At 62.9% G+C, this 19,492-nt stretch carries 24 protein-coding genes; 6 read left to right on the forward strand and 18 right to left on the reverse strand.

Going from position 1 to position 19,492, the window contains the following annotated elements:
• Nucleotides 1-7 precede the first annotated feature (7 nt).
• Genes ABCV34_RS11400 through ABCV34_RS11410 form a run of 3 tightly spaced genes read left to right on the forward strand, consistent with a single transcriptional unit; the run spans nucleotide 8 to nucleotide 2,866 of the window.
• Nucleotides 8-535 carry a DUF4442 domain-containing protein gene (locus ABCV34_RS11400; RefSeq protein ID WP_345796338.1) on the forward strand — a complete coding sequence of 176 codons (528 nt, stop codon included), beginning with the start codon at nucleotides 8-10 and terminating at the stop codon, nucleotides 533-535.
• Nucleotides 532-1,128 (forward strand): chalcone isomerase family protein, encoded by a 597-nt coding sequence (locus tag ABCV34_RS11405; protein WP_345796339.1) that lies wholly within the window; start codon nucleotides 532-534, stop codon nucleotides 1,126-1,128. Before ABCV34_RS11400 ends, ABCV34_RS11405 begins: the two co-directional genes overlap by 4 nt.
• Nucleotides 1,129-1,159: 31 nt before the next feature.
• Nucleotides 1,160-2,866 carry an AMP-binding protein gene (locus tag ABCV34_RS11410; RefSeq protein WP_345796340.1) on the forward strand — a complete coding sequence of 569 codons (1,707 nt, stop codon included), beginning with the start codon at nucleotides 1,160-1,162 and terminating at the stop codon, nucleotides 2,864-2,866.
• 53 nt (nucleotides 2,867-2,919) lie between these two features.
• Here ABCV34_RS11410 and ggt read toward each other — a convergent pair whose 3' ends face one another.
• The 17 genes from ggt to rpsL all read right to left on the reverse strand — a co-directional run bounded on the left by ggt (nucleotide 2,920) and on the right by rpsL (nucleotide 15,154).
• Nucleotides 2,920-4,704: a gamma-glutamyltransferase gene (gene ggt / locus ABCV34_RS11415; RefSeq protein ID WP_345796341.1), complete on the reverse strand. Its 1,785-nt coding sequence runs from the start codon at nucleotides 4,702-4,704 to the stop codon at nucleotides 2,920-2,922.
• Between the two features lie 4 nt (nucleotides 4,705-4,708).
• On the reverse strand, nucleotides 4,709-5,119 hold the full coding sequence (locus ABCV34_RS11420; protein WP_345796342.1) for a ribonucleotide reductase subunit alpha: 411 nt from the start codon (nucleotides 5,117-5,119) through the stop codon (nucleotides 4,709-4,711).
• A 296-nt stretch (nucleotides 5,120-5,415) separates the two neighbouring features.
• On the reverse strand, nucleotides 5,416-5,697 hold the full coding sequence (gene rpsQ / locus ABCV34_RS11425; protein ID WP_345796343.1) for a 30S ribosomal protein S17: 282 nt from the start codon (nucleotides 5,695-5,697) through the stop codon (nucleotides 5,416-5,418).
• A gap of 1 nt (nucleotide 5,698) precedes the next feature.
• Entirely contained in the window at nucleotides 5,699-5,890 is a 192-nt protein-coding gene (rpmC, locus tag ABCV34_RS11430; protein WP_066454649.1) for a 50S ribosomal protein L29, read from the reverse strand.
• 8 nt (nucleotides 5,891-5,898) lie between these two features.
• On the reverse strand, nucleotides 5,899-6,315 hold the full coding sequence (rplP, locus tag ABCV34_RS11435; RefSeq protein WP_345796344.1) for a 50S ribosomal protein L16: 417 nt from the start codon (nucleotides 6,313-6,315) through the stop codon (nucleotides 5,899-5,901).
• Nucleotides 6,316-6,317: 2 nt separating this feature from the next.
• Complete coding sequence (gene rpsC / locus ABCV34_RS11440; protein ID WP_345796345.1) at nucleotides 6,318-7,106, reverse strand: 30S ribosomal protein S3; 789 nt, start codon at nucleotides 7,104-7,106, stop codon at nucleotides 6,318-6,320.
• A gap of 9 nt (nucleotides 7,107-7,115) precedes the next feature.
• On the reverse strand, nucleotides 7,116-7,445 hold the full coding sequence (gene rplV, locus ABCV34_RS11445) for a 50S ribosomal protein L22 (RefSeq protein ID WP_345796346.1): 330 nt from the start codon (nucleotides 7,443-7,445) through the stop codon (nucleotides 7,116-7,118).
• A gap of 3 nt (nucleotides 7,446-7,448) precedes the next feature.
• Nucleotides 7,449-7,724 carry a 30S ribosomal protein S19 gene (gene rpsS / locus ABCV34_RS11450; protein WP_298014773.1) on the reverse strand — a complete coding sequence of 92 codons (276 nt, stop codon included), beginning with the start codon at nucleotides 7,722-7,724 and terminating at the stop codon, nucleotides 7,449-7,451.
• Nucleotides 7,725-7,736: 12 nt separating this feature from the next.
• Entirely contained in the window at nucleotides 7,737-8,564 is an 828-nt protein-coding gene (gene rplB, locus ABCV34_RS11455) for a 50S ribosomal protein L2 (RefSeq protein ID WP_345796347.1), read from the reverse strand.
• 1 nt (nucleotide 8,565) lies between these two features.
• Nucleotides 8,566-8,862 carry a 50S ribosomal protein L23 gene (gene rplW, locus ABCV34_RS11460; protein ID WP_345796348.1) on the reverse strand — a complete coding sequence of 99 codons (297 nt, stop codon included), beginning with the start codon at nucleotides 8,860-8,862 and terminating at the stop codon, nucleotides 8,566-8,568.
• A complete protein-coding gene (gene rplD, locus ABCV34_RS11465) occupies nucleotides 8,859-9,482 on the reverse strand; it encodes a 50S ribosomal protein L4 (protein WP_345796349.1) in 624 nt (207 codons plus the stop codon). The genes rplW and rplD overlap by 4 nt, the downstream gene beginning before the upstream one ends.
• A 2-nt stretch (nucleotides 9,483-9,484) precedes the next feature.
• The gene (gene rplC / locus ABCV34_RS11470) at nucleotides 9,485-10,174 is read right to left on the reverse strand and encodes a 50S ribosomal protein L3 (protein WP_345796350.1); all 690 of its coding nucleotides are present in this window, start codon (nucleotides 10,172-10,174) and stop codon (nucleotides 9,485-9,487) included.
• Nucleotides 10,175-10,402: 228 nt separating this feature from the next.
• Nucleotides 10,403-10,714, reverse strand: a complete 312-nt coding sequence (rpsJ, locus tag ABCV34_RS11475; protein ID WP_043679008.1) for a 30S ribosomal protein S10 — start codon at nucleotides 10,712-10,714, stop codon at nucleotides 10,403-10,405.
• Between the two features lie 55 nt (nucleotides 10,715-10,769).
• Nucleotides 10,770-11,960: an elongation factor Tu gene (gene tuf / locus ABCV34_RS11480; protein WP_345796351.1), complete on the reverse strand. Its 1,191-nt coding sequence runs from the start codon at nucleotides 11,958-11,960 to the stop codon at nucleotides 10,770-10,772.
• Between the two features lie 67 nt (nucleotides 11,961-12,027).
• Nucleotides 12,028-14,130, reverse strand: coding sequence for an elongation factor G (gene fusA / locus ABCV34_RS11485; protein WP_345796352.1), 2,103 nt, complete (start codon nucleotides 14,128-14,130; stop codon nucleotides 12,028-12,030).
• A 30-nt stretch (nucleotides 14,131-14,160) separates the two neighbouring features.
• Complete coding sequence (gene rpsG, locus ABCV34_RS11490; RefSeq protein WP_345796353.1) at nucleotides 14,161-14,631, reverse strand: 30S ribosomal protein S7; 471 nt, start codon at nucleotides 14,629-14,631, stop codon at nucleotides 14,161-14,163.
• 148 nt (nucleotides 14,632-14,779) lie between these two features.
• Nucleotides 14,780-15,154, reverse strand: coding sequence for a 30S ribosomal protein S12 (rpsL, locus tag ABCV34_RS11495; RefSeq protein WP_345796354.1), 375 nt, complete (start codon nucleotides 15,152-15,154; stop codon nucleotides 14,780-14,782).
• A 392-nt stretch (nucleotides 15,155-15,546) separates the two neighbouring features.
• Between rpsL and ABCV34_RS11500 the strand changes: the two genes are divergently transcribed.
• The 3 genes from ABCV34_RS11500 to ABCV34_RS11510 are packed head-to-tail and all read left to right on the forward strand — an operon-like array spanning nucleotide 15,547 to nucleotide 18,013.
• Nucleotides 15,547-16,260 carry an IclR family transcriptional regulator gene (locus tag ABCV34_RS11500; protein ID WP_345796355.1) on the forward strand — a complete coding sequence of 238 codons (714 nt, stop codon included), beginning with the start codon at nucleotides 15,547-15,549 and terminating at the stop codon, nucleotides 16,258-16,260.
• On the forward strand, nucleotides 16,257-17,156 hold the full coding sequence (locus ABCV34_RS11505; RefSeq protein WP_345796356.1) for a VOC family protein: 900 nt from the start codon (nucleotides 16,257-16,259) through the stop codon (nucleotides 17,154-17,156). The genes ABCV34_RS11500 and ABCV34_RS11505 overlap by 4 nt, the downstream gene beginning before the upstream one ends.
• Entirely contained in the window at nucleotides 17,153-18,013 is an 861-nt protein-coding gene (locus ABCV34_RS11510) for a sugar phosphate isomerase/epimerase family protein (RefSeq protein ID WP_345796357.1), read from the forward strand. The genes ABCV34_RS11505 and ABCV34_RS11510 overlap by 4 nt, the downstream gene beginning before the upstream one ends.
• On the opposite strand, the gene ABCV34_RS11515 is transcribed toward ABCV34_RS11510, so the two are convergent.
• The gene (locus ABCV34_RS11515) at nucleotides 18,010-19,485 is read right to left on the reverse strand and encodes an aldehyde dehydrogenase (RefSeq protein ID WP_345796358.1); all 1,476 of its coding nucleotides are present in this window, start codon (nucleotides 19,483-19,485) and stop codon (nucleotides 18,010-18,012) included. The genes ABCV34_RS11510 and ABCV34_RS11515 overlap by 4 nt on opposite strands.
• Nucleotides 19,486-19,492 lie beyond the last annotated feature (7 nt).

Raw genomic sequence — 19,492 nt, forward strand, 5'->3', positions numbered from 1 at the left:
CACTAGCATGAAGTTGTCGCAGCTGTCCCGCCTGCCGCCCCGGTGGCGGGCCCGGGCCATGCGCGCGGGCTACAACCTGCATCCGGCCTTTCGCGCCACGGGCGGCCGGGTGATTCATGTCTCCCCTGATCTGCTGCACATTCGCGTGCGCCTGGCGCTGACACGGCGCACGCGCAATCTGGTGGGCTCCATCTACGGCGGATCCCTGTTCGCCGTGACCGACGGAGTCCATGTCGGCATGCTGATGGCACGACTGGGACGCGAGGCCATCATCTGGGACAAGGCCGCCACGATCCGCTACCGCAAACCGGCATTCTGCACGCTGACCGGCGATTTCACGCTATCCGAGGCCGATCTGCAGGACATCCGCGAGGCACTGGACCGCGACCATGAGACCGAACGCACCTACCCCGTCGAGCTGAAGGGACCGGACGGCACGGTCTACACCGAAGTGTGGCGCACCATCTACCTGGCCGACAAGGCCTGGTACAAACATCACAAGCTGCGCCTCGGCGCGGCAGGAGACGCATCATGATGACTTATTTGAAAACGCGGGCGGCGGGCGCCGCACTGGCCGCGATCGGCCTGTGCACGGTCCCGGCCACCCAAGCCATGACGGTCGGCAAGATCAATGTGCCCGAGCAGCAGTCCGTGGCCGGCCAGAACCTGGTGCTCAATGGTGCCGGCCTGCGCCAGCGCTTCGTCTTTCAGGTCTACGTCGCCGCGCTGTATCGTCCGCAACCGACCCACGATGCCCAGGCGATCGTGAGCAGCCAGGAACCGCAGATGCTGCGCCTGACGCTCTTGCGCGACATCAACAGCAAAGCGCTGACGGACGCTCTGAACGACGGGCTGAAAGCCAATAATACAGAGATCGAACTGGCCGCAATGGGCGGCACGATCAAGGCGTTCGAAACCTTCATGGCAACGGGCGGCGAAGGGAAGTCCGGCGACTTGGTGGACATCACGTTCAATCGGGGCAAGGTCTCGGTATCATTCAAGGGCAAGGCATTAGGCGAGGTCGACGACCCCCGCTTCGCCGCTGCGCTCCTGAAAGTCTGGCTGGGTTCCTCCCCGGCGCAGGAATCGCTGAAATCGGCCCTGCTGGGCCAAAAAACCACAAACTGATTTTCCCCGATTGGCTATAAGGAACCGCATCATGGAACGCATCTGGCTGGAACATTACCCGGAAGGGGTGCCGGCTGACATCACGGATCAGGCCGCCGCCTATTCATCGCTGGCCGACCTGTTCGAGACAAGCTGCCGGCAGTACGCCAGCAACACGGCATACATCAGCATGGGTGCGTCCATGACTTATGCGCGGACGCACCAGAAGGCGCAGGCCTTCGCGGCCTGGCTGCAATCCCAGGGCGTGGTCAAGGGCGATCGGGTCGCCCTGATGATGCCCAATCTGCTGCAGTACCCGATCTGCCTGTTCGGCACGCTGATGGCCGGTGCAGTCGTGGTCAACACCAACCCGCTGTACACCACGCACGAACTGCACCATCAGCTGGCGGACTCGGGCGCCACCACCGTTGTCGTGGCGGAGAACTTCGCCCATACGCTGCAGGAGGCCCTGCCGGGCACGGCCGTGACGCGCATCGTAGTGACCTCGCTGGGCGAGATGCTGGGCTTTCCGAAAGGCTCGATCACCGACCTGGTGGTCCGTCACGTCAAGAAGCTGGTGCCAGCCTGGCAGATTCGCGGGGCGCTGCGCCTGCGCGACGTGCTGGCCGCCGGTGCGCAGCAGGCCTATCGGCGCCCGGCACTGGCGCACAGCGACCTGGCGGCACTGCAATACACCGGTGGCACCACGGGCGTGGCCAAGGGCGCCATGCTCAGCCATGGCAACCTGATTTCCAATGTCTGCCAGGCCTACAGCTGGGTCAAGCCCTTCTGCCAGGGCGAACGCGAATGCGTGGTCACAGCCCTGCCCCTCTACCATATCTTCGCGTTGACGGCGAACTGCCTGACCTTCATGAAACTCGGCGCAAGCAACCTGCTGATCGTCAACCCGCGCGACATCCCCGGCTTCGTCAAGGAACTGGGCACGGTGAAGTTCACGGCACTGACGGGGGTGAACACCCTGTTCAACGCCCTGCTGAACAACCCCGACTTCGCCCGGCTGGACTTCAGCAGCCTGCGGATCGCGCTGGGGGGCGGCATGGCGGTCCAGGAAGCCATCGCCACCCGCTGGCTGCAGGTCACGGGCAAGCCCATTGCCCAGGCTTATGGTCTGACAGAAACGTCACCGGCCGTCACCATCAACCCGCTGGACAAGATCGACTTCAATGGCTCCATCGGCCTGCCGGTGCCATCCACCCTGGTCGCCGTGCGCAACGACAACCGCACCATGGCCATTGGCGAATCCGGCGAGATCTGCGTGAAAGGCCCGCAGGTCACCGCCGGCTACTGGAACCGCCCCGAGGAAACCGCACAGGTTTTCGATGCCGACGGCTGGCTGCTGACGGGCGACATCGGCTACATGAACGACAAGGGCTACGTCTTCCTGCTGGATCGCAAGAAAGACATGATCCTGGTGTCCGGTTTCAACGTCTACCCGAACGAGGTCGAGGCCGCCGCCATGGAACACCCCGGCATCCGCGAGGCCGCCGCCATCGGTGTTCCCAGCGAGCATTCGGGCGAAGCAGTCAAGCTCTATGTGATTCGCAAGGATCCCGCACTGACGGAGGCCGAGGTCATCGCCCATTGCCGCACGCTGCTGACGGGCTACAAGGTGCCCAAGTTCGTGGAGTTCCGCGATGATCTGCCGCGCAGCAACGTGGGCAAGATCCTGCGCAAGGAACTGCGCAACGAGGTGCTCGGCCAACAGACGACACACCAGAGGACCGCCCGGAAGGCCTGATCCGGCCCGCCGGACACAGGCCGTTGTGTCCGGCGAAAGCCCGGCCAGGGTGATCAATACCCCAGCGTGCGCCCGTCGGGGTTGCGCGGATCCGATGCGCCATACAGCACACCATCACGCACCTGGATGGTCTGGGTACGACCCATCGTGGGCTTGAGCGCAATGTGATGACCGTAGCTGCGCAGCAGTCTCAGCGTATCCGGACTGAAGCCCTTTTCCACCCGCAGCTCGTCTGGCCACCACTGGTGGTGAAAACGCGGTGTCGCGGCGGCCTCGGCGGGATTCATACCAAAGTCGATCGCATCGGTCACGGTTTCCAGCACCGTGGTGATGATGCGCGCGCCGCCCGGACTGCCCGTCACCAGCCAGGGGCGCCCGTCCTTCAGCACCAGGGTCGGGGTCATCGAGGACAGTGGCCGTTTGCCCGGCTGGATGGCGTTGGCCTCGCCGCCGATCAGTCCGTAGACGTTGGCCACCCCAGGTTTGGCCGAGAAATCGTCCATCTCGTTGTTCAGCAGGATCCCGGTGCCATCGGCCACAATGCCGGACCCGAAATTGGTGTTCAGCGTGTAGGTCACGGCCACGGCGTTACCGGCGGCGTCCACCACGGAAAAATGCGTGGTCTGGTCGCTTTCGTAAGGTTGCGGCTTGCCCGGGTGGATCTGTGACGACGGCCGCGCATGGGTGGGATCGATGGTCGCCGCCAGATGGCGCGCATATGTCTTGGAGGTCAGCCCGGCCACGGGTACCTTCACGAAATCGGCATCGCCGAGATACTCCGAGCGGTCCGCATAGGCCAGCTTCATGGCCTCGGCCATGTGATGAATCGTCTGCGCGCTGCCAGCCCCCCAGTCGGCCATGGGCCAGCCTTCCATCATGTTCAGGATCTGCACCAGATGGATACCGCCCGAGCTGGGTGGGGGCATGGTCACGACCCGGTAGCCACGATACGTCCCGACGATGGGTGCGCGTTCGACGACACGGTAATTGCGCAGGTCATCGGCCGTGATGAGGCCGCCGTGCTTGCTCATCTCGGCCACGATCCTGTCGCCGATCGACCCCCGGTAGAAAGCATCCGCCCCCTGTCGGGCGATCAGACGCATGGAGCGGGCGAGGTCACGCTGCACCAGCGGGGCGCCCTCGGGTAGCGGCTTGCCATCACGCCAGAAGATGGCCCGCGTCGCCGGCCACTGGCCCATGGATTTTTTCGTATGCACCAGGGTTTCCGCCAGCGTCTGGCTGACCGGATAGCCGCGTTCGGCCAGGGCGATGGCCGGCGCCATGACGCGAGACAGCGGCAGGCTGCCCCAGCGTTTCAGCGCGTGAGTCAGACCCGCGACCGTCCCCGGGACGCCCACCGCCAATGGCGTGTAGAGCGATCGGCCTTCCACCACTTTGCCTTTGGCATCCAGATACATGTCGCGGCTGGCACCGGCCGGTGCCATCTCGCGGAAATCCAGGGCGAAGTCCTGGCCGGTACGGGCTTCGTGGACCATCATGAAACCGCCGCCGCCCAGGTTGCCCGCATTGGGCAGTGCAACCGCCAGCGCAAAACCCATCGCCACCGCCGCATCCACCGCATTGCCCCCAGCCTGGAGGACCTGAAGCCCTGCCTGGCTGGCCAGCGCCTGTTCGGATGCGACCATGCCGCGCCGCGCAACGACCGGATGGAAGATATCCATGTCGAAGTCGTAGGCTGCCGCGGCGGCCCGGTTCACGGCCGTGGTGGCCGGGGCCGCTGCGGGCGCCGGCGCAACCGCGGTGTTTTTGGGGGGAACGGCGGCGCACGCCGTCAGCAGGCTCAGCGCAAGCAGGACCGCATGTAATCTGAATTTCATGGCGTCACGCAGCCCCGAATATCAACGGATCGCCGTCGCGATCGAAGGCCAGCAGGGACCCGATCGTGCCGTATTTGATCATCTGGGTCATGCGCTGAAAGGCCAGATCGACGTCCTTGTTGTCAGGCAGATAGGCGGACTGATCGGCCATGGCCGCGACGAACACGACCTGCCAGTCCTGCCCGGTCCGTTGCGATTCCTGGACCAGCGTCGCGAAATCGATGAGTTCGGCAGGCGTCTTGTCCACACACAGGATCGGCGCTAGTTCACCACCCTCGCCGCGTGCGTGGCTATCCTTCTGCGCCGCTGTCGCATCGTCCGGCACACCGCTGGACGCGAAAACGAACAGCAGACGCTGCGGTTCCGGCTGCTGGCGCGCCGCCTGGAGCAGATCATCAAAACAGGTGATTTCCATGGATCGGGATCTCGCAAATGAGGTTGGGCTTCATCCTAACCCATCTCCGCGCCCACTGATGTGCAGGCCGGCGGCACGACGCAGCACGGAGGCAGCGGGCCGCTACCCCCGATGTCTCTTTCATGGTTGTCTCCCGGAGAATGTTTGTTGATCCGACGCCAGTACAATCCGCCGTATTTCGACGTCCGCGATAAAGCGCCAAAACGACAAACCCCGCCGGATGGCGGGGTTTGAGAACCACGGCGCGAACCGTGGCCAAGACTATGTGGCATCCGACTGGGATGCCACCCGCATCATCAGATGACGCGCACGGCCTCGATCAGGCGAACCACGGTCCAGGACTTGTCCTTGGAGATGGGACGGCCTTCGGCGATCTCGACGGTGTCGCCCTGGTTGTACTGGTTGGCTTCGTCATGCGCCTTGTACTTCGCGGTGCGGTTGACGAATTTCCCCAGCACGGGGTGCTTCACGCGGGTCTGGACGCTGACCACGACGGTCTTGTCCATCTTGTTGCTGACGACCTTGCCGACCAGCGTCCGCTGACGCTTGGTGGTGTCTTTCTGGGTTTCGGTGGTCATGTTACTTTCCTGCGTTCTCAGTCATGATGGTGCGGATGCGCGCGATGTCGCGGCGCACCTTGCCCAACTGGCTGGTGTTGGAAAGCTGCTGGGTGGCACGCTGCATACGCAGGTTGAAATGTGCCTTCAGCAGGCTCTCGAGCTCGGTCTGGAGCCCGGCGGCGTCTTTTTCGCGCAGTTCACTGGCTTTCATATCGACTCCTAGGCGCCCACGCGGCGCGACACGAAGGTCGTGCGCAGGGGCAGCTTGGCGGCGGCCAGACGGAATGCTTCGCGTGCGACTTCTTCGGACACGCCTTCCATTTCGTACAGCACCTTGCCAGGTTGAATTTCGGCGACCCAGAATTCCGGGTTGCCCTTCCCGTTACCCATCCGGACCTCGGCGGGCTTCTGGGAAATGGGCTTGTCCGGGAAAATCCGGATCCAGATACGGCCACCGCGCTTGATGTGACGGTTGATGGCACGGCGGGCGGCCTCGATCTGACGGGCCGTCAGGCGGCCGCGATCGGTGGCTTTGAGGCCGAACTCACCAAAGGACACATTGGCGCCGCGCGTCGCCAGGCCGGTATTGCGGCCTTTCTGCTCTTTGCGGTATTTCCTGCGAGAGGGTGACAGCATGGTTATTCTCCTTCAGGCGCCGGCGCTGCCGAAGCGGCGTCACGACGCGGGCCACGGCCACGGCCACGGTCACCCGGGCGGCCCGGGCGATCGCCACGCGGGGCGCGACGAGGACGACGCTCTTCGTCACGTGGGGCGGCGGTTTCCGGGGGCATTTCGCCGTTGGGCAACATGTCGCCCTTGTAGACCCAGACCTTGATCCCGATGATCCCGTAGGTCGTCTGGGCTTCGGAAAAGCCGTAGTCGATGTTGGCGCGCAGCGTGTGCAGAGGCACACGGCCTTCGCGATACCATTCGGTACGGGCGATTTCGATGCCGTTCAGGCGGCCGGAGGACATGATCTTGATGCCCTGGGCACCCAGGCGCATGGCGTTCTGCATTGCGCGCTTCATGGCGCGGCGGAACATGATGCGCTTTTCGAGCTGCTGGGCGATCGAGTCGGCGATCAGCTGAGCGTCGGTTTCCGGCTTGCGGATTTCCTCGATGTTGACGTGCACGGGCACGCCCATCAGGCGCTGCAGATCAGCCTTCAGCGTTTCGATGTCTTCGCCGCGGCGACCGATCACCACACCCGGACGGGCCGAGTAGACGGTGATGCGGGCGTTCTTGGCGGGACGCTCGATGATGACGCGACCGACGGAAGCCGATTTCAGTTTCTTCTTCAGGTATTCGCGCACACGGATGTCTTCGGCCAGCATGCTGCCGTAGATCTTGTCGTTGGCGTACCAGCGGGAAGTCCAGTTGTGGTTGACCGCCAGGCGGAACCCGATTGGGTGAATTTTCTGTCCCATTGCGACTCCTTAGGCCCCGACCTTGACCACGATGTGGCAGGTCTGCTTTTCGATGCGGTTGCCGCGGCCCTTGGCGCGAGCCGAGAAACGCTTCATCGACTGTGCCTTGTCGACATAGATCGTGGTGACCTTCAGTTCGTCGATATCGGCCCCGTCGTTGTGCTCGGCATTGGCGATGGCCGATTCGAGCGCCTTTTTCAGGATGCCGGCAGCCTTTTTGGGGCTGAACGTCAGGGTGTTGAGTGCGTGCGCCACGGACTTCCCGCGGATCAGATCCGCCACCAGGCGGGTCTTCTGCGCAGAAATATGGACGCCGCGAATGACTGCGGTGGTTTCCATGGCTTACCTCTTGGCCTTTTTGTCCGCCGCGTGACCCTTGAAGGTACGCGTCAGCGCAAATTCACCGAGCTTGTGGCCGACCATGTTCTCGTTGATGTACACGGGAACGTGCTGGCGGCCGTTGTGCACGGCAATCGTCAACCCGATGAATTCGGGCAGGATGGTGGAACGACGCGACCAGGTCTTGATCGGCTTCTTTTCTTTGCCCCCGACGGCGGCATCGACCTTCTTGATCAGATGCGCGTCGACGAACGGGCCTTTCTTGACAGAACGTGACATAGTGCTCGCCCCTTATTTGCGCTTGCGGCGCGAGACAATCATATTGTCCGTGCGCTTGTTACGACGGGTCCGATAGCCCTTGGTGGGAGTCCCCCACGGGCTGACGGGTACGCGGCCTTCGCCGGTGCGGCCTTCACCACCACCGTGCGGGTGATCCACCGGGTTCATGGCAACGCCACGAACCGTCGGGCGGATACCGCGCCAGCGCACGGCACCGGCCTTGCCGATCTGGCGCAGGCTGTGGTCACCGTTGCCGACTTCACCGATGGTGGCGCGGCAGTCGATGTGCACGCGGCGGACTTCGCCGGAGCGCAGACGAACCTGCGCGTAGACACCTTCGCGGGCCAGCAGCACGGCGGAAGCGCCGGCCGAGCGGGCCAGCTGGGCACCCTTGCCCGGCTGCATCTCGATGCAGTGGATCGTGGCACCGACGGGGATCGCACGGATCGGCAGCGTGTTGCCGGAGCGGATCGGGGCATCGGAACCGGAGACGACGGTGGCACCGACTTCCAGGCCGCGCGGCGCGATGATGTAGCGACGCTCGCCATCGGCATAGCACAGCAGGGCGATGTGCGCCGTGCGGTTCGGGTCATATTCCAGACGCTCGACCTTGGCGACGATGCCGTCCTTGTTGCGACGGAAATCGACGACGCGGTAGTGCTGCTTGTGACCGCCGCCACGGTGGCGGACGGTGATATGGCCGTTGTTGTTACGGCCCGAGCCGCGCGACTGCTGCTCGAGCAGGGGCGCGTAGCCAGGACCTTTGTGCAGTTCGGGGTGCACGACTTTGATCATGCCCCGACGGCCGGCGGACGTGGGTTTGACTTTAACCAGCGGCATCTTAGTTCACCTCCGTAAAGTCGATTTCCTGCCCAGCCTTCAGCGAGACAAAGGCCTTGCGCTCGTTATTGCGACGGCCCATGAAACGGCCGAAGCGCTTTTGCTTGCCCTTGCGGTTCGTCACCTGGACGGACTCGACCTCGACCTTGAACAGCAGCTCGACGGCGGCCTTGATCTCGGGCTTGGTGGCGTCGGCGACGACACGGAAAGCGACCTGGTTGTTCTTTTCGGCGATCATCGTGGCCTTTTCGGTGACCACGGGCGCCAGAATGATTTGCATCAGACGTTCGGCATTCATCCCAGCAACTCCTCGAGTTGGGCGACCGCCGACTTGGTGATCAGCACTTTCTTGTAGTGGACCAGCGACAGCGGATCGGCGTAACGCGTTTCAATGACCGCCACATTCGGCAGATTGCGCGTTGCGAGATAGACGTTCTCGTCCAGGGCATCGGTGATGATCAGGACGGACTCGGCAATCCCCAGATCCTTCAGCTTGGCCTGGGCCAGCTTGGTCTTCGGGGCCTCGAGGGAGAAGCTTTCCACCACGGCCAGACGGTCTTCGCGGACCAGCTGCGAGAAGATGGCGCGCAGACCGGCGCGATACATCTTCTTGTTGACCTTGTGGCTGAAGTTCTCGTCGGGCGAGTTCGGGAACGCACGACCACCCCCACGCCAGATCGGCGAGGAAGTCATCCCGGAACGGGCACGGCCGGTGCCCTTCTGGCGCCACGGCTTCTTGGTGGAGTGCTTGACGGATTCGCGATTCTTTTGTGCGCGGTTGCCCATGCGAGCGTTGGCCTGGTAGGCGACAACGATCTGGTGCACCAGCGCTTCGTTGAATTCGCGACCGAAGATATCGTCGGTGGCGGCAACGGTGGCCGTGGACTGACCCTGATCATTCAGGAGCTTGAGTTCCATGATTAGGCTCCTTTCTTGGGCGTCGCCTTGATGGCGGGAAGCACGACGATGTCGGCGTTCTTGTGGCCGGGGACGGCGCCCTTGACCAGCAGCAGACCACGTTCGGCGTCCACGCGCACCACGTCCAGGTTCTGGACGGTACGGGTGACGTCACCCAGATGGCCGGACATGCGCTTGCCGGGGAAGATACGGCCCGGATCCTGTGCCTGGCCGATGGAGCCGGGAACACGGTGGGACCGCGAGTTGCCGTGCGAGGCGCGCTGCGAACCGAAGTGGTGGCGCTTGATCGTGCCCGCAAAGCCCTTGCCGATGGTGCTGCCCGTGACGTCGACCTGCTGGCCGACCTCGAATACGGATTCCACGGCCACGACGGCGCCGGCCGTAAATTCGGCTGCGCGTACGGGATCCAGACGGAATTCCTTCAGGGCGGAGCCGGCTTCGACGCCGGCTTTGGCGAAATGACCGGCCTGAGCCTTGGTCACACGCGAAGCGCGACGCTCGCCATAGGCAAGCTGCACTGCCGCATAGCCGTCGATTTCAGGCGTCTTGACCTGGGCGACGCGGTTGTTGGACACGTCCAGCACCGTGACCGGGATGGATTCACCTTCCTCGGTAAAGATGCGGGTCATGCCGACCTTGCGTCCCACGAGCCCGAGGCGCCAGGCCGCGGGCGTAGGTGTCGAATTCGACATTGTTTTCTCCGGGGTATTGAAACCCTCAGTTTTCATTCCCGACTGCGATTGGCCGGGGCTCGGGTACCGCGTATCACGCGGGTTGGCCGCCACACAACTGCATAGACGGCCATTCGCCATCTGAAGATACAAATGGCGAAGCTTTGCATTCTAGCATGAAAAAGCCGCCCTGCCTAGAAGGACAGGACGGCTTTCAGGCAAGACACCCCGTCAGGGGTGCCAGCCGGATTACTGCAATGCGATCTCGACGTCCACGCCAGCCGGCAGATCCAGACGCATCAGAGCGTCCACGGTCTTGTCGGTGGGATCGACGATGTCCATCAGGCGCTGATGAGTGCGCATTTCGAACTGATCGCGAGAGGTCTTGTTGACGTGCGGCGAACGCAGCACGTCATAGCGACGGATACGGGTAGGCAGCGGCACCGGGCCACGAACCACGGCGCCCGTGCGCTTTGCCGTATCGACGATCTCGGCAGCGGACTGATCGATCAGCTTGTAGTCGAACGCCTTGAGGCGGATGCGGATTTTCTGGCTTTTCATGGGTATCCCTAAAGAACGAATCTCGGCGGGGGCTCGCGCCCCCGCGCATCAGCAATTACTTGATGATTTTGGCGACGACGCCGGCGCCCACGGTACGGCCGCCTTCGCGGATGGCGAAGCGCAGACCTTCTTCCATGGCGATCGGAGCAATCAGGTTCACCGTCATCGAGACGTTGTCACCCGGCAGCACCATTTCCTTGTCGGCCGGCAGCTCGATGGTGCCCGTCACGTCGGTCGTGCGGAAGTAGAACTGCGGACGATAGCCCTTGAAGAACGGCGTGTGACGACCGCCCTCTTCCTTGGACAGAATGTAGACCTCGGCCGTGAAGTTCGTGTGCGGATGGATCGAGCCGGGCTTGGCCAGCACCTGGCCGCGCTCGACTTCCTCGCGCTTGGTGCCGCGCAGCAAAATGCCCACGTTATCGCCCGCCTGACCTTGGTCGAGCAGCTTGCGGAACATCTCCACGCCCGTGCACGTCGTCTTGACCGTGTCGTGGATCCCGACGATTTCGATTTCCTCGCCGACCTTCACCACGCCGCGCTCGATACGACCCGTCACCACCGTGCCGCGACCCGAGATCGAGAACACGTCCTCGACGGGCATCAGGAACGTGCCGTCCACGGCGCGCTCGGGCGTCGGGATGTACGTGTCCAGCGCCTGCGCCAGCTGCATGATCGCCTGCGCACCCAGCGGACCTTCGTCGCCTTCGAGCGCCAGCTTGGCCGAGCCCTTGATGATCGGCGTGTCGTCGCCCGGGAAGTCGTACTTCGACAGCAGTTCACGCACTTCCATCTCGACCAGCTCGAGCAGTTCCTCGTCGTCGACCATGTCGCACTTGTTCAGGAACACGATGATGTAAGGCACACCCACCTGGCGCGCCAGCAGGATGTGTTCGCGCGTCTGGGGCATCGGGCCGTCAGCGGCCGACACCACCAGGATCGCGCCGTCCATCTGCGCCGCGCCCGTGATCATGTTCTTCACATAGTCGGCGTGGCCCGGGCAGTCAACGTGCGCATAGTGACGGTTGGCCGTCTCGTATTCCACGTGCGAGGTGTTGATCGTGATGCCGCGCGCCTTTTCCTCGGGCGCGTTGTCGATCTGGTCGTAGCCCTTCGCTTCGCCGCCCGATGCCTTGGCCAGCACCGTCGTGATCGCCGCCGTCAGCGTCGTCTTGCCGTGGTCAACGTGCCCGATCGTCCCCACGTTCACGTGCGGTTTGGTCCGTTCAAACTTGCCTTTTGCCATGATGATTCCTGTAATTTCCTAGGAAATAAAGAGGGAGTGGTCCGGCCTTCCGGCCGGACCGTACTGATTACTTGCCGCGTGCGGCGATGACTTCTTCGGCCACGTTGCGCGGGGCCTCGGCGTACTGCTTGAATTCCATCGTGTAGGTGGCGCGACCCTGGGTCTGCGAACGCAGGCTGGTCGCATACCCGAACATCTCGGCCAGAGGAACCTCAGCCTTGATGACCTTGCCACCGCCCGGGAGGTCGTCCATACCCTGCACCATGCCACGGCGGGACGACAGATCGCCCATCACCGTTCCGGCGTAGTCTTCCGGTGTTTCGACTTCCACGTGCATCATGGGTTCGAGCAGCACCGGGCTGGCCTTGCGCATGCCGTCCTTGAACGCCATGGAAGCAGCCATGCGGAACGCGTTTTCATTCGAGTCCACATCGTGGTACGAACCGAAGAACAGCGTGACCTTGACGTCCACGACTGGATAGCCCGCGACCACACCGGCCGGCAGGGTTTCCTCGATACCTTTGTTCACCGCGGGGATGAACTCGCGCGGCACCACGCCGCCCTTGATGGCATCGACGAATTCGTAGCCGCCGCCCGGTTGCAACGGTTCGAGCTTGAGCACGACGTGACCATACTGGCCGCGACCGCCGGACTGCTTGACGAACTTGCCTTCGACTTCCTCGCAAACCTTGCGGATGGTCTCGCGGTAGGCCACTTGGGGCTTGCCGACGTTGGCTTCGACGCCGAATTCGCGCTTCATGCGATCCACCAGCACTTCCAGGTGCAGTTCGCCCATCCCGGCGATGATGGTCTGGCCGGATTCTTCGTCGCTGCGCACGCGGAACGACGGGTCTTCAGCGGCCAGGCGCGACAGGGCGATGCCCATCTTTTCCTGGTCAGCCTTGGACTTGGGCTCCACGGCCTGCGAAATCACGGGCTCGGGGAATTCCATCTTTTCCAGCAGAATGTGATCGCCCACATCGCACAGGGTTTCACCTGTGGTGACTTCCTTCAGGCCCACGACGGCGGCGATGTCGCCCGCAACCACTTCCTTGATTTCGGAGCGGTTGTTGGCGTGCATCTGCAGAATACGGCCGATGCGTTCCTTCTTGCCCTTGATCGGGTTGTAGACGGTCTCGCCGGACTTCAGCACGCCGGAATACACGCGGATGAAGGTCAGTTGGCCGACGAACGGATCGGTCATCAGCTTGAACGCCAGCGCCGACAGCTTCTCGCTGTCATCGGCCTTGCGGATGATCTCGTTGCCTTCGTCATCCGTGCCATGCACCGGGGGAATGTCCACCGGCGACGGCAGGTAGTCGATGACCGCGTCCAGCATGCGTTGCACGCCCTTGTTCTTGAAGGCGGTGCCGCACAGCATCGGCTGGATCTCGCAGGCGATCGTGCGCAGGCGGATGCCCTTGTCGATTTCCTGTTCGGTCAGCGAGCCAGTCTCGAGGTACTTGTTCATCAGTTCCTCGTTGGCCTCGGCGGCGGCTTCCATCAGATTTTCGTGCCACTTATCGGCATCGGCTTGCAGTTCGGCCGGGATTTCGTGGTATTCGAACTTCATGCCCTGGGAAGCCTCGTCCCAGATGATGGCCTTCATCTTGGTCAGGTCCACGACGCCCTTGAAGGTGTCTTCCGCGCCGATCGGGATGACGATGGGCACGGGATTGGCCTTCAGGCGCAGCTTCATCTGGTCATAGACCTTGAAGAAGTTCGCGCCGGTGCGGTCCATCTTGTTGACGAAGGCCAGGCGGGGTACGCCGTACTTGTTGGCCTGGCGCCATACGGTTTCCGACTGCGGCTGCACGCCACCCACAGCGCAATACACCATGCAGGCGCCATCGAGCACGCGCATGGAACGTTCGACTTCGATGGTGAAGTCCACGTGTCCCGGGGTGTCGATGATGTTGATGCGGTGCTCGTCGTACTGGTGTTCCATCCCGCGCCAGAATGCCGTCGTGGCAGCCGACGTGATGGTGATGCCGCGTTCCTGTTCCTGTTCCATCCAGTCCATGGTGGCCGCGCCCTCATGGACCTCGCCGATCTTGTGGCTGACACCGGTGTAGAACAGGATGCGCTCGGTCGTGGTGGTCTTGCCGGCATCGATGTGCGCGGAAATACCAATGTTGCGATAGCGCTGGATAGGGGTTTTGCGGGACATTTTGTGAGTCCTAATGAATAGCCGGCCGGATTACCAGCGGAAGTGGCTGAATGCCTTGTTGGCTTCCGCCATCTTGTGGGTGTCTTCACGCTTTTTCATGGCGCCGCCGCGGCCTTCGGCTGCGTCCATGAGCTCGCCTGCCAGGCGCAGGTCCATCGATTTTTCGCCACGTTTCTTGGCGGCTTCACGCAACCAGCGCATGGCCAGGGCCAGGCGGCGCACGGGGCGCACTTCGACCGGCACCTGATAGTTGGCACCACCCACGCGGCGGGACTTGACCTCGACCACGGGCTTGATGTTGTTGATGGCGGCGTTGAAGACTTCGATGGGCTCCTTGCCCGTTTTGGCCTGGATCTGGCCCAAAGCGCCGTACACGATGCGTTCCGCCACGGCTTTCTTGCCGGACAGCATGACGACGTTCATGAATTTGGCCAGCTCGACACTGCCGAACTTGGGATCAGGGAGAATTTCGCGTTTCGGTACTTCGCGACGACGAGGCATTTTGAATTCCTTGTGACGATTCAGTTGGGCCGCCTGGGCGACCTCGGCCTCCGATCAGGAGAGCCACTTACCTGCCAAAGCCGGACGACTTTGGCTGCACGTTTCCGATCGACGAGCGATCGAGGGGGTACTGCGACAAAGCGGTCGATTACTTCTTCGGACGCTTGGCACCGTATTTCGAACGGGATTGCTTGCGGTCCTTGACGCCTTGCAGGTCGAGGGAACCGCGAACGATGTGATAGCGCACACCCGGCAAGTCCTTCACACGGCCGCCACGCACCAGAACCACTGAGTGTTCCTGGAGGTTGTGGCCTTCGCCGCCGATATACGAGATGATCTCGAAACCGTTGGTCAGGCGCACCTTGGCGACCTTACGCAGTGCGGAGTTCGGCTTTTTCGGGGTGGTGGTGTACACACGGGTGCAAACGCCGCGGCGCTGGGGGCAGTTTTCCAGCGCCGGGCTCTTGCTGTTCTCGCGACTGACTTGGCGCGGTTTGCGCAGCAGTTGAGCAATGGTAGGCATGACCTTTACGCATCCTTTGTACTTGCGTACGTTTACGTCGGTGTTCAGGTGACATGTACAAAATCCGCCTGAAACGAGTGACGTAAAAGAGCGGGTCTTGCACGAAATATCGGGCAGCTTGGGGTTCGATGACTTGCCGCCCGATGACTTACCCGCGATGAATCAACAGCGCATACTGTGACCCACCGCTTTTATCCGGTAAGCTCTTGAGTGTAGCATAGGCAGCTTTTCATGGGCAAGAGGCCCCGCATTCAGGCCCAATCAGCGGGCAGCGGTGAAAGCAAGGGGCCAGCTAATTTCCCTTTCGGGACAGCGAAAATAGAACCGCATTCGGTTATCATAGTTTCTTTCTCGATACCCTTCGAATCCGAACCTCAAGAGGGCGACTGGCCATGACCCGTGAAGGCGTTGCTGCAGTGGATCGCGCACTGACCATACTGGATGTATTCATGGAAGGGGGGGAAAGCCTGACCCTGACCGATATCTCGAAACGCTCGGGATTCTACAAAAGCACGACACTGCGGCTGGCGGAATCCCTGGAAAAGTTCGGCTATCTGCGCCGCCTGGAAGACGGCACCTACCGGCTCGGCCCCAAACCCCTGTATCTGGGGTCGCTCTATCAGCGGCATTTCCGCAGCGCGGACATCGTCGTGCCGGTGCTACGCAAGATCGTGGACGAACTCCAGGAAGGCGCGTCTTTCTTCATTCAGGACAACAACGCCCGGATCTGTCTGCACCGGGTCGATGCGCCGCGCTCCGTACGGGACTCCGTCCACGAGGGGGACGCACTGCCGCTGGGGGTAGGCGCCTCGGGTCACGTCATGCGCGCATTCGCTGGCGAGACCGGCGAGAAATACGACCGGATCCGACAGTCTCTTTATTCGATTTCCCTGGGCGAACGCGATCCCGAGATCGGCGCCGTCGCCTGTCCGGTGTTCGGCATCGGCCAGAAACTCGCCGGCGTCGTGTCCACCTCCGGTCCGAAATACCGCTTCAGCGACGAAAAGGTCGCCCAGATCATCCCCATCCTGAAACACCACGCCGCCGACCTGACCCAGGCCTTGGGCGGCCGCTGGCCCGATGACGGCGCGGGACCCGCGGCATGACCTCCCAGGCCCCCGACACCGAGGCCAATCCGCTGGCAATCCGTGGGATCGAATTCGTGGAGTTCGCCTCCAGCCGCCCCGAGGAACTGGGGGCCGTGCTGACCCGGATCGGATTCCAGCTGCTAGCCCGGCATTGTTCTCGCCAGGTGTTCCTGTACCGGCAGGGCGACATGAACATCATCGTCAACGCCGACCCGACCACCCTGAGCGGCATGTCTCGGGACGATGAAGACCATCAGATCAGCGCCCTGGCCCTGCGGGTCGATGACGCCAGCCGGGCCTACGACCGCTGCCTTCAATGGGGCGCATGGCCCATTCCCACCCGGGCGGGCGCAATGGAATTGAACATCCCCGGCATCCACGGCGTCGGGGACACGATCGTTTATCTGGTCGATCACCGCCGGCTGTTTCCCATCTACGACGTCGATTTCGTTTACCTGGGCGCCCAGCGTCAGGTGGCCCCCATCATCCCCGGCCTGCATTTCTTCGGTCTGGTGCAATACGTCGGCCTCGGGCGCAGCGCCGAATGGATCGACTTCTATGGCCAGCTATTCGGTTTCAAGGCACTGCCCACAGCAACCCATTTCGGCATTCTTCCGCACGGCACCATTCTGGCCAGCCCCTGCGGCGGTTTCTACCTGCAATTGGTCGAACCGATGGGCGACGCTCTGTACGACACTGAATGGTATGAGCAGTTCGCCAGGCTGGCCTTCGGCGCGCCGGACGTCCTTGAAGCCGTGCGCGCCCTCGCCGCGCGGGGTGTCCCCTTCCAGGACAATGCCTTCATCCACACGGATGCCCACGGCGCCATCACGGCCGCCATGTCTTATGACGTGACATTCGAACTGGTGCGCCACGTGGCCCCCCGCCAGGATGGCGCTGAGGCGGCGCCTTGAACCGGGAACGCTTCAGCATCGATCTGGCCTGCATGGCGGGCCCCCTGGAAGAACGCCTGGCGGCCGCTGAGGCCGCCGGGTTTTCCCAGGTAATGCTGTGGGCCCGGGATCTGGCCGATCACCCCCGGGGCTACGAAGCAGCGCTTCGCCTGGTGCGCGACAGCCGGCTGGAAGTCACAGGGCTGCAGCTGATGAGCAACTACGAGGGCATGAGCGGACCGGCGCACGAATACAAACTGGATATCGCCAAGGCCCTGCTGGACGTCTGTATCGACGTCGGGGCGCCGTTGCTGGTCGTTTCCGCCCGCGCCGATATTTCGCACGAACAGGATGCCCGCCAGCAGGCCGTACACGACCTGCGCAAGCTCGCAAACCTGGCGGTACCGACCGGGGTGCGCATCGGCTTCAAGGCCATCCCGTGGGGCGGCGGCATCTCGGATGACCAGGGCGCATGGGATCTGGTCATCCGCGCCCGCCATGCCAATCTGGGGCTGGTGCTCGATGCCTTCAATTTCATCGCCAGCGGCCACTCGCTGGATTCTTTGGATGAAATCGCGCCGGACAAGATCATGCTGGTTCAACTGGCGGATTTCAGCTCGCCGGCCTTCCAAGAACTCCGGCGTCACGACACCGACCCAATGCCGGTGTTTCCCGGCAGCGGCGTATTCTCCGACCAGGTCGCGGCGTTCGTGCGGCATCTGGACCGGATGGATTACGACGGGGACTACAGTCTGCAGGTTGCCAACGAGGACTACCGCCAGCTTCCGGCGCGGGCTGTGGCCGCGCTGGGGGCGCGATCGATGGCCTGGGTGCACCAGCAGATACTGCGCCGCCGCCTGCCGATCCGCCGGACTTAGCGCCGGATGAACGGATTGGGAACGTCCAAATCCGTGGAGATCCAGACGCTCTTGGTGTTCAGGTATTCGTGGATGGCGTCCGAACCCGACTCGCGCCCGATGCCCGAACGTTTATAGCCACCAAATGGCGTCGTGAAACTGGTGGCGCGATAGTTGTTCACCCAGACCGTCCCGGCTTTCAGGCGTTCGGTCACATACATCGCTCTATGCAAGCTGCGCGTCCAGACAGCGCCGGCCAGGCCATACAGAATGTCGTTGCCGATGCGGATGGCGTCGTCCTCGTCCTTGAAAGGAATGATGCACACCACAGGACCGAAAACCTCTTCCTGGGCGATCCGCATGCGATTGTTCACGCCCGTGAAAATCGTGGGCTCGACAAACTGACCAGCCCCCAGATCGCCACGGGCCTTGCCGCCCATCACGCAGCGGGCGCCCTCGTCGCGCGCGATCTGGATGTAATCGAGGATCTTCTCGAACTGAGGCCGGGTCGCGATCGGGCCGATCTGCGTATCCGGCAAGGTCGGATCGCCCAACTTGGCCTGGCTGACGAAATCGACCAGCCGTCGCACCAGTTCGTCGTGGATATTTTCCTGTACCAGCACGCGCGAGCCCGCCTGGCAACTCTGGCCGGAAGCGGCGAAGACACCGGACACCACGCCCTTGACTGCCTGATCCAGATCCGCGTCGTCGAAAATGATGTTGGGCGATTTGCCTCCCAGTTCCAGCGTGACGGTTTTCAGATGGCGCGCCGCCGCTTCATAGATGCGCTTGCCGGCCAGTTCACCGCCGGTGAATCCGACGTGGGCCACGTCGGGATGCGCAACCAGCGGTTCCCCGACCTCGGGACCGAAGCCGGTCACGACATTGACCACCCCCGGCGGAAAACCGGCCTTTTCAAACAACGCGGCGAATTCCAGCATCGAAGCCGACGTGAATTCGGAAGGCTTGATCACGGCGGTGCAACCGGCGGCCAGGGCCGGAGCAAGCTTCCAGCTGGTCAGCGTCAGAGGTGAATTCCAGGGGGTGATGATTGCCACCACGCCCTTGGCCTCGTAGCGGGTGTAGGTGAACACACCCTGTTTGTCCGTAGGGATGACCTTGCTTTCAACCTTGTCTGCCAAGCCCGCGTAATAGTGGAAATAATCCCCCATGTAGCGCACCTGCGCCACGACCTCGGACGACAGCTTGCCGTTGTCGCGCTGCTCGACTTCCGCCAGGCGCGGCGCCTGCTCGATGATGAGATCGGCCAGGCGGCGCAGCAACTGGCCGCGCCGCGTCGCGGTCAGCCCGCCCCAGGGGCCTTCGAAGGCCGTCTTCGCCGCCAGCACGGCGGCATTCACGTCCTGGGCATCGCCCCGGGCGATACGGGCCCAGGCCTGGCCGGTGTAGGGATTGTCGGTATCGAAATAGTCGCCGCGGGCCGGGGGCGCATAGGCGCCGTTGATGAAGTGATCGTAATGGGGAAGAGACATGATGGTA

The organism is Castellaniella sp. MT123 (assembly GCF_039614765.1).
Lineage (GTDB): Bacteria > Pseudomonadota > Gammaproteobacteria > Burkholderiales > Burkholderiaceae_B > Castellaniella.

Coding starts and splice junctions, on each gene's coding strand:
- ABCV34_RS11400 (WP_345796338.1), top strand. CDS start 8: ATGAAGTTGTCGCAGCTGTCCCGCCTGCCGCCCCGGTGGCGGGCCCGG.
- ABCV34_RS11405 (WP_345796339.1), top strand. CDS start 532: ATGATGACTTATTTGAAAACGCGGGCGGCGGGCGCCGCACTGGCCGCG.
- ABCV34_RS11410 (WP_345796340.1), top strand. CDS start 1,160: ATGGAACGCATCTGGCTGGAACATTACCCGGAAGGGGTGCCGGCTGAC.
- ggt (WP_345796341.1), bottom strand. CDS start 4,704: ATGAAATTCAGATTACATGCGGTCCTGCTTGCGCTGAGCCTGCTGACG.
- ABCV34_RS11420 (WP_345796342.1), bottom strand. CDS start 5,119: ATGGAAATCACCTGTTTTGATGATCTGCTCCAGGCGGCGCGCCAGCAG.
- rpsQ (WP_345796343.1), bottom strand. CDS start 5,697: ATGACCACCGAAACCCAGAAAGACACCACCAAGCGTCAGCGGACGCTG.
- rpmC (WP_066454649.1), bottom strand. CDS start 5,890: ATGAAAGCCAGTGAACTGCGCGAAAAAGACGCCGCCGGGCTCCAGACC.
- rplP (WP_345796344.1), bottom strand. CDS start 6,315: ATGCTGTCACCCTCTCGCAGGAAATACCGCAAAGAGCAGAAAGGCCGC.
- rpsC (WP_345796345.1), bottom strand. CDS start 7,106: ATGGGACAGAAAATTCACCCAATCGGGTTCCGCCTGGCGGTCAACCAC.
- rplV (WP_345796346.1), bottom strand. CDS start 7,445: ATGGAAACCACCGCAGTCATTCGCGGCGTCCATATTTCTGCGCAGAAG.
- rpsS (WP_298014773.1), bottom strand. CDS start 7,724: ATGTCACGTTCTGTCAAGAAAGGCCCGTTCGTCGACGCGCATCTGATC.
- rplB (WP_345796347.1), bottom strand. CDS start 8,564: ATGCCGCTGGTTAAAGTCAAACCCACGTCCGCCGGCCGTCGGGGCATG.
- rplW (WP_345796348.1), bottom strand. CDS start 8,862: ATGAATGCCGAACGTCTGATGCAAATCATTCTGGCGCCCGTGGTCACC.
- rplD (WP_345796349.1), bottom strand. CDS start 9,482: ATGGAACTCAAGCTCCTGAATGATCAGGGTCAGTCCACGGCCACCGTT.
- rplC (WP_345796350.1), bottom strand. CDS start 10,174: ATGTCGAATTCGACACCTACGCCCGCGGCCTGGCGCCTCGGGCTCGTG.
- rpsJ (WP_043679008.1), bottom strand. CDS start 10,714: ATGAAAAGCCAGAAAATCCGCATCCGCCTCAAGGCGTTCGACTACAAG.
- tuf (WP_345796351.1), bottom strand. CDS start 11,960: ATGGCAAAAGGCAAGTTTGAACGGACCAAACCGCACGTGAACGTGGGG.
- fusA (WP_345796352.1), bottom strand. CDS start 14,130: ATGTCCCGCAAAACCCCTATCCAGCGCTATCGCAACATTGGTATTTCC.
- rpsG (WP_345796353.1), bottom strand. CDS start 14,631: ATGCCTCGTCGTCGCGAAGTACCGAAACGCGAAATTCTCCCTGATCCC.
- rpsL (WP_345796354.1), bottom strand. CDS start 15,154: ATGCCTACCATTGCTCAACTGCTGCGCAAACCGCGCCAAGTCAGTCGC.
- ABCV34_RS11500 (WP_345796355.1), top strand. CDS start 15,547: ATGACCCGTGAAGGCGTTGCTGCAGTGGATCGCGCACTGACCATACTG.
- ABCV34_RS11505 (WP_345796356.1), top strand. CDS start 16,257: ATGACCTCCCAGGCCCCCGACACCGAGGCCAATCCGCTGGCAATCCGT.
- ABCV34_RS11515 (WP_345796358.1), bottom strand. CDS start 19,485: ATGTCTCTTCCCCATTACGATCACTTCATCAACGGCGCCTATGCGCCC.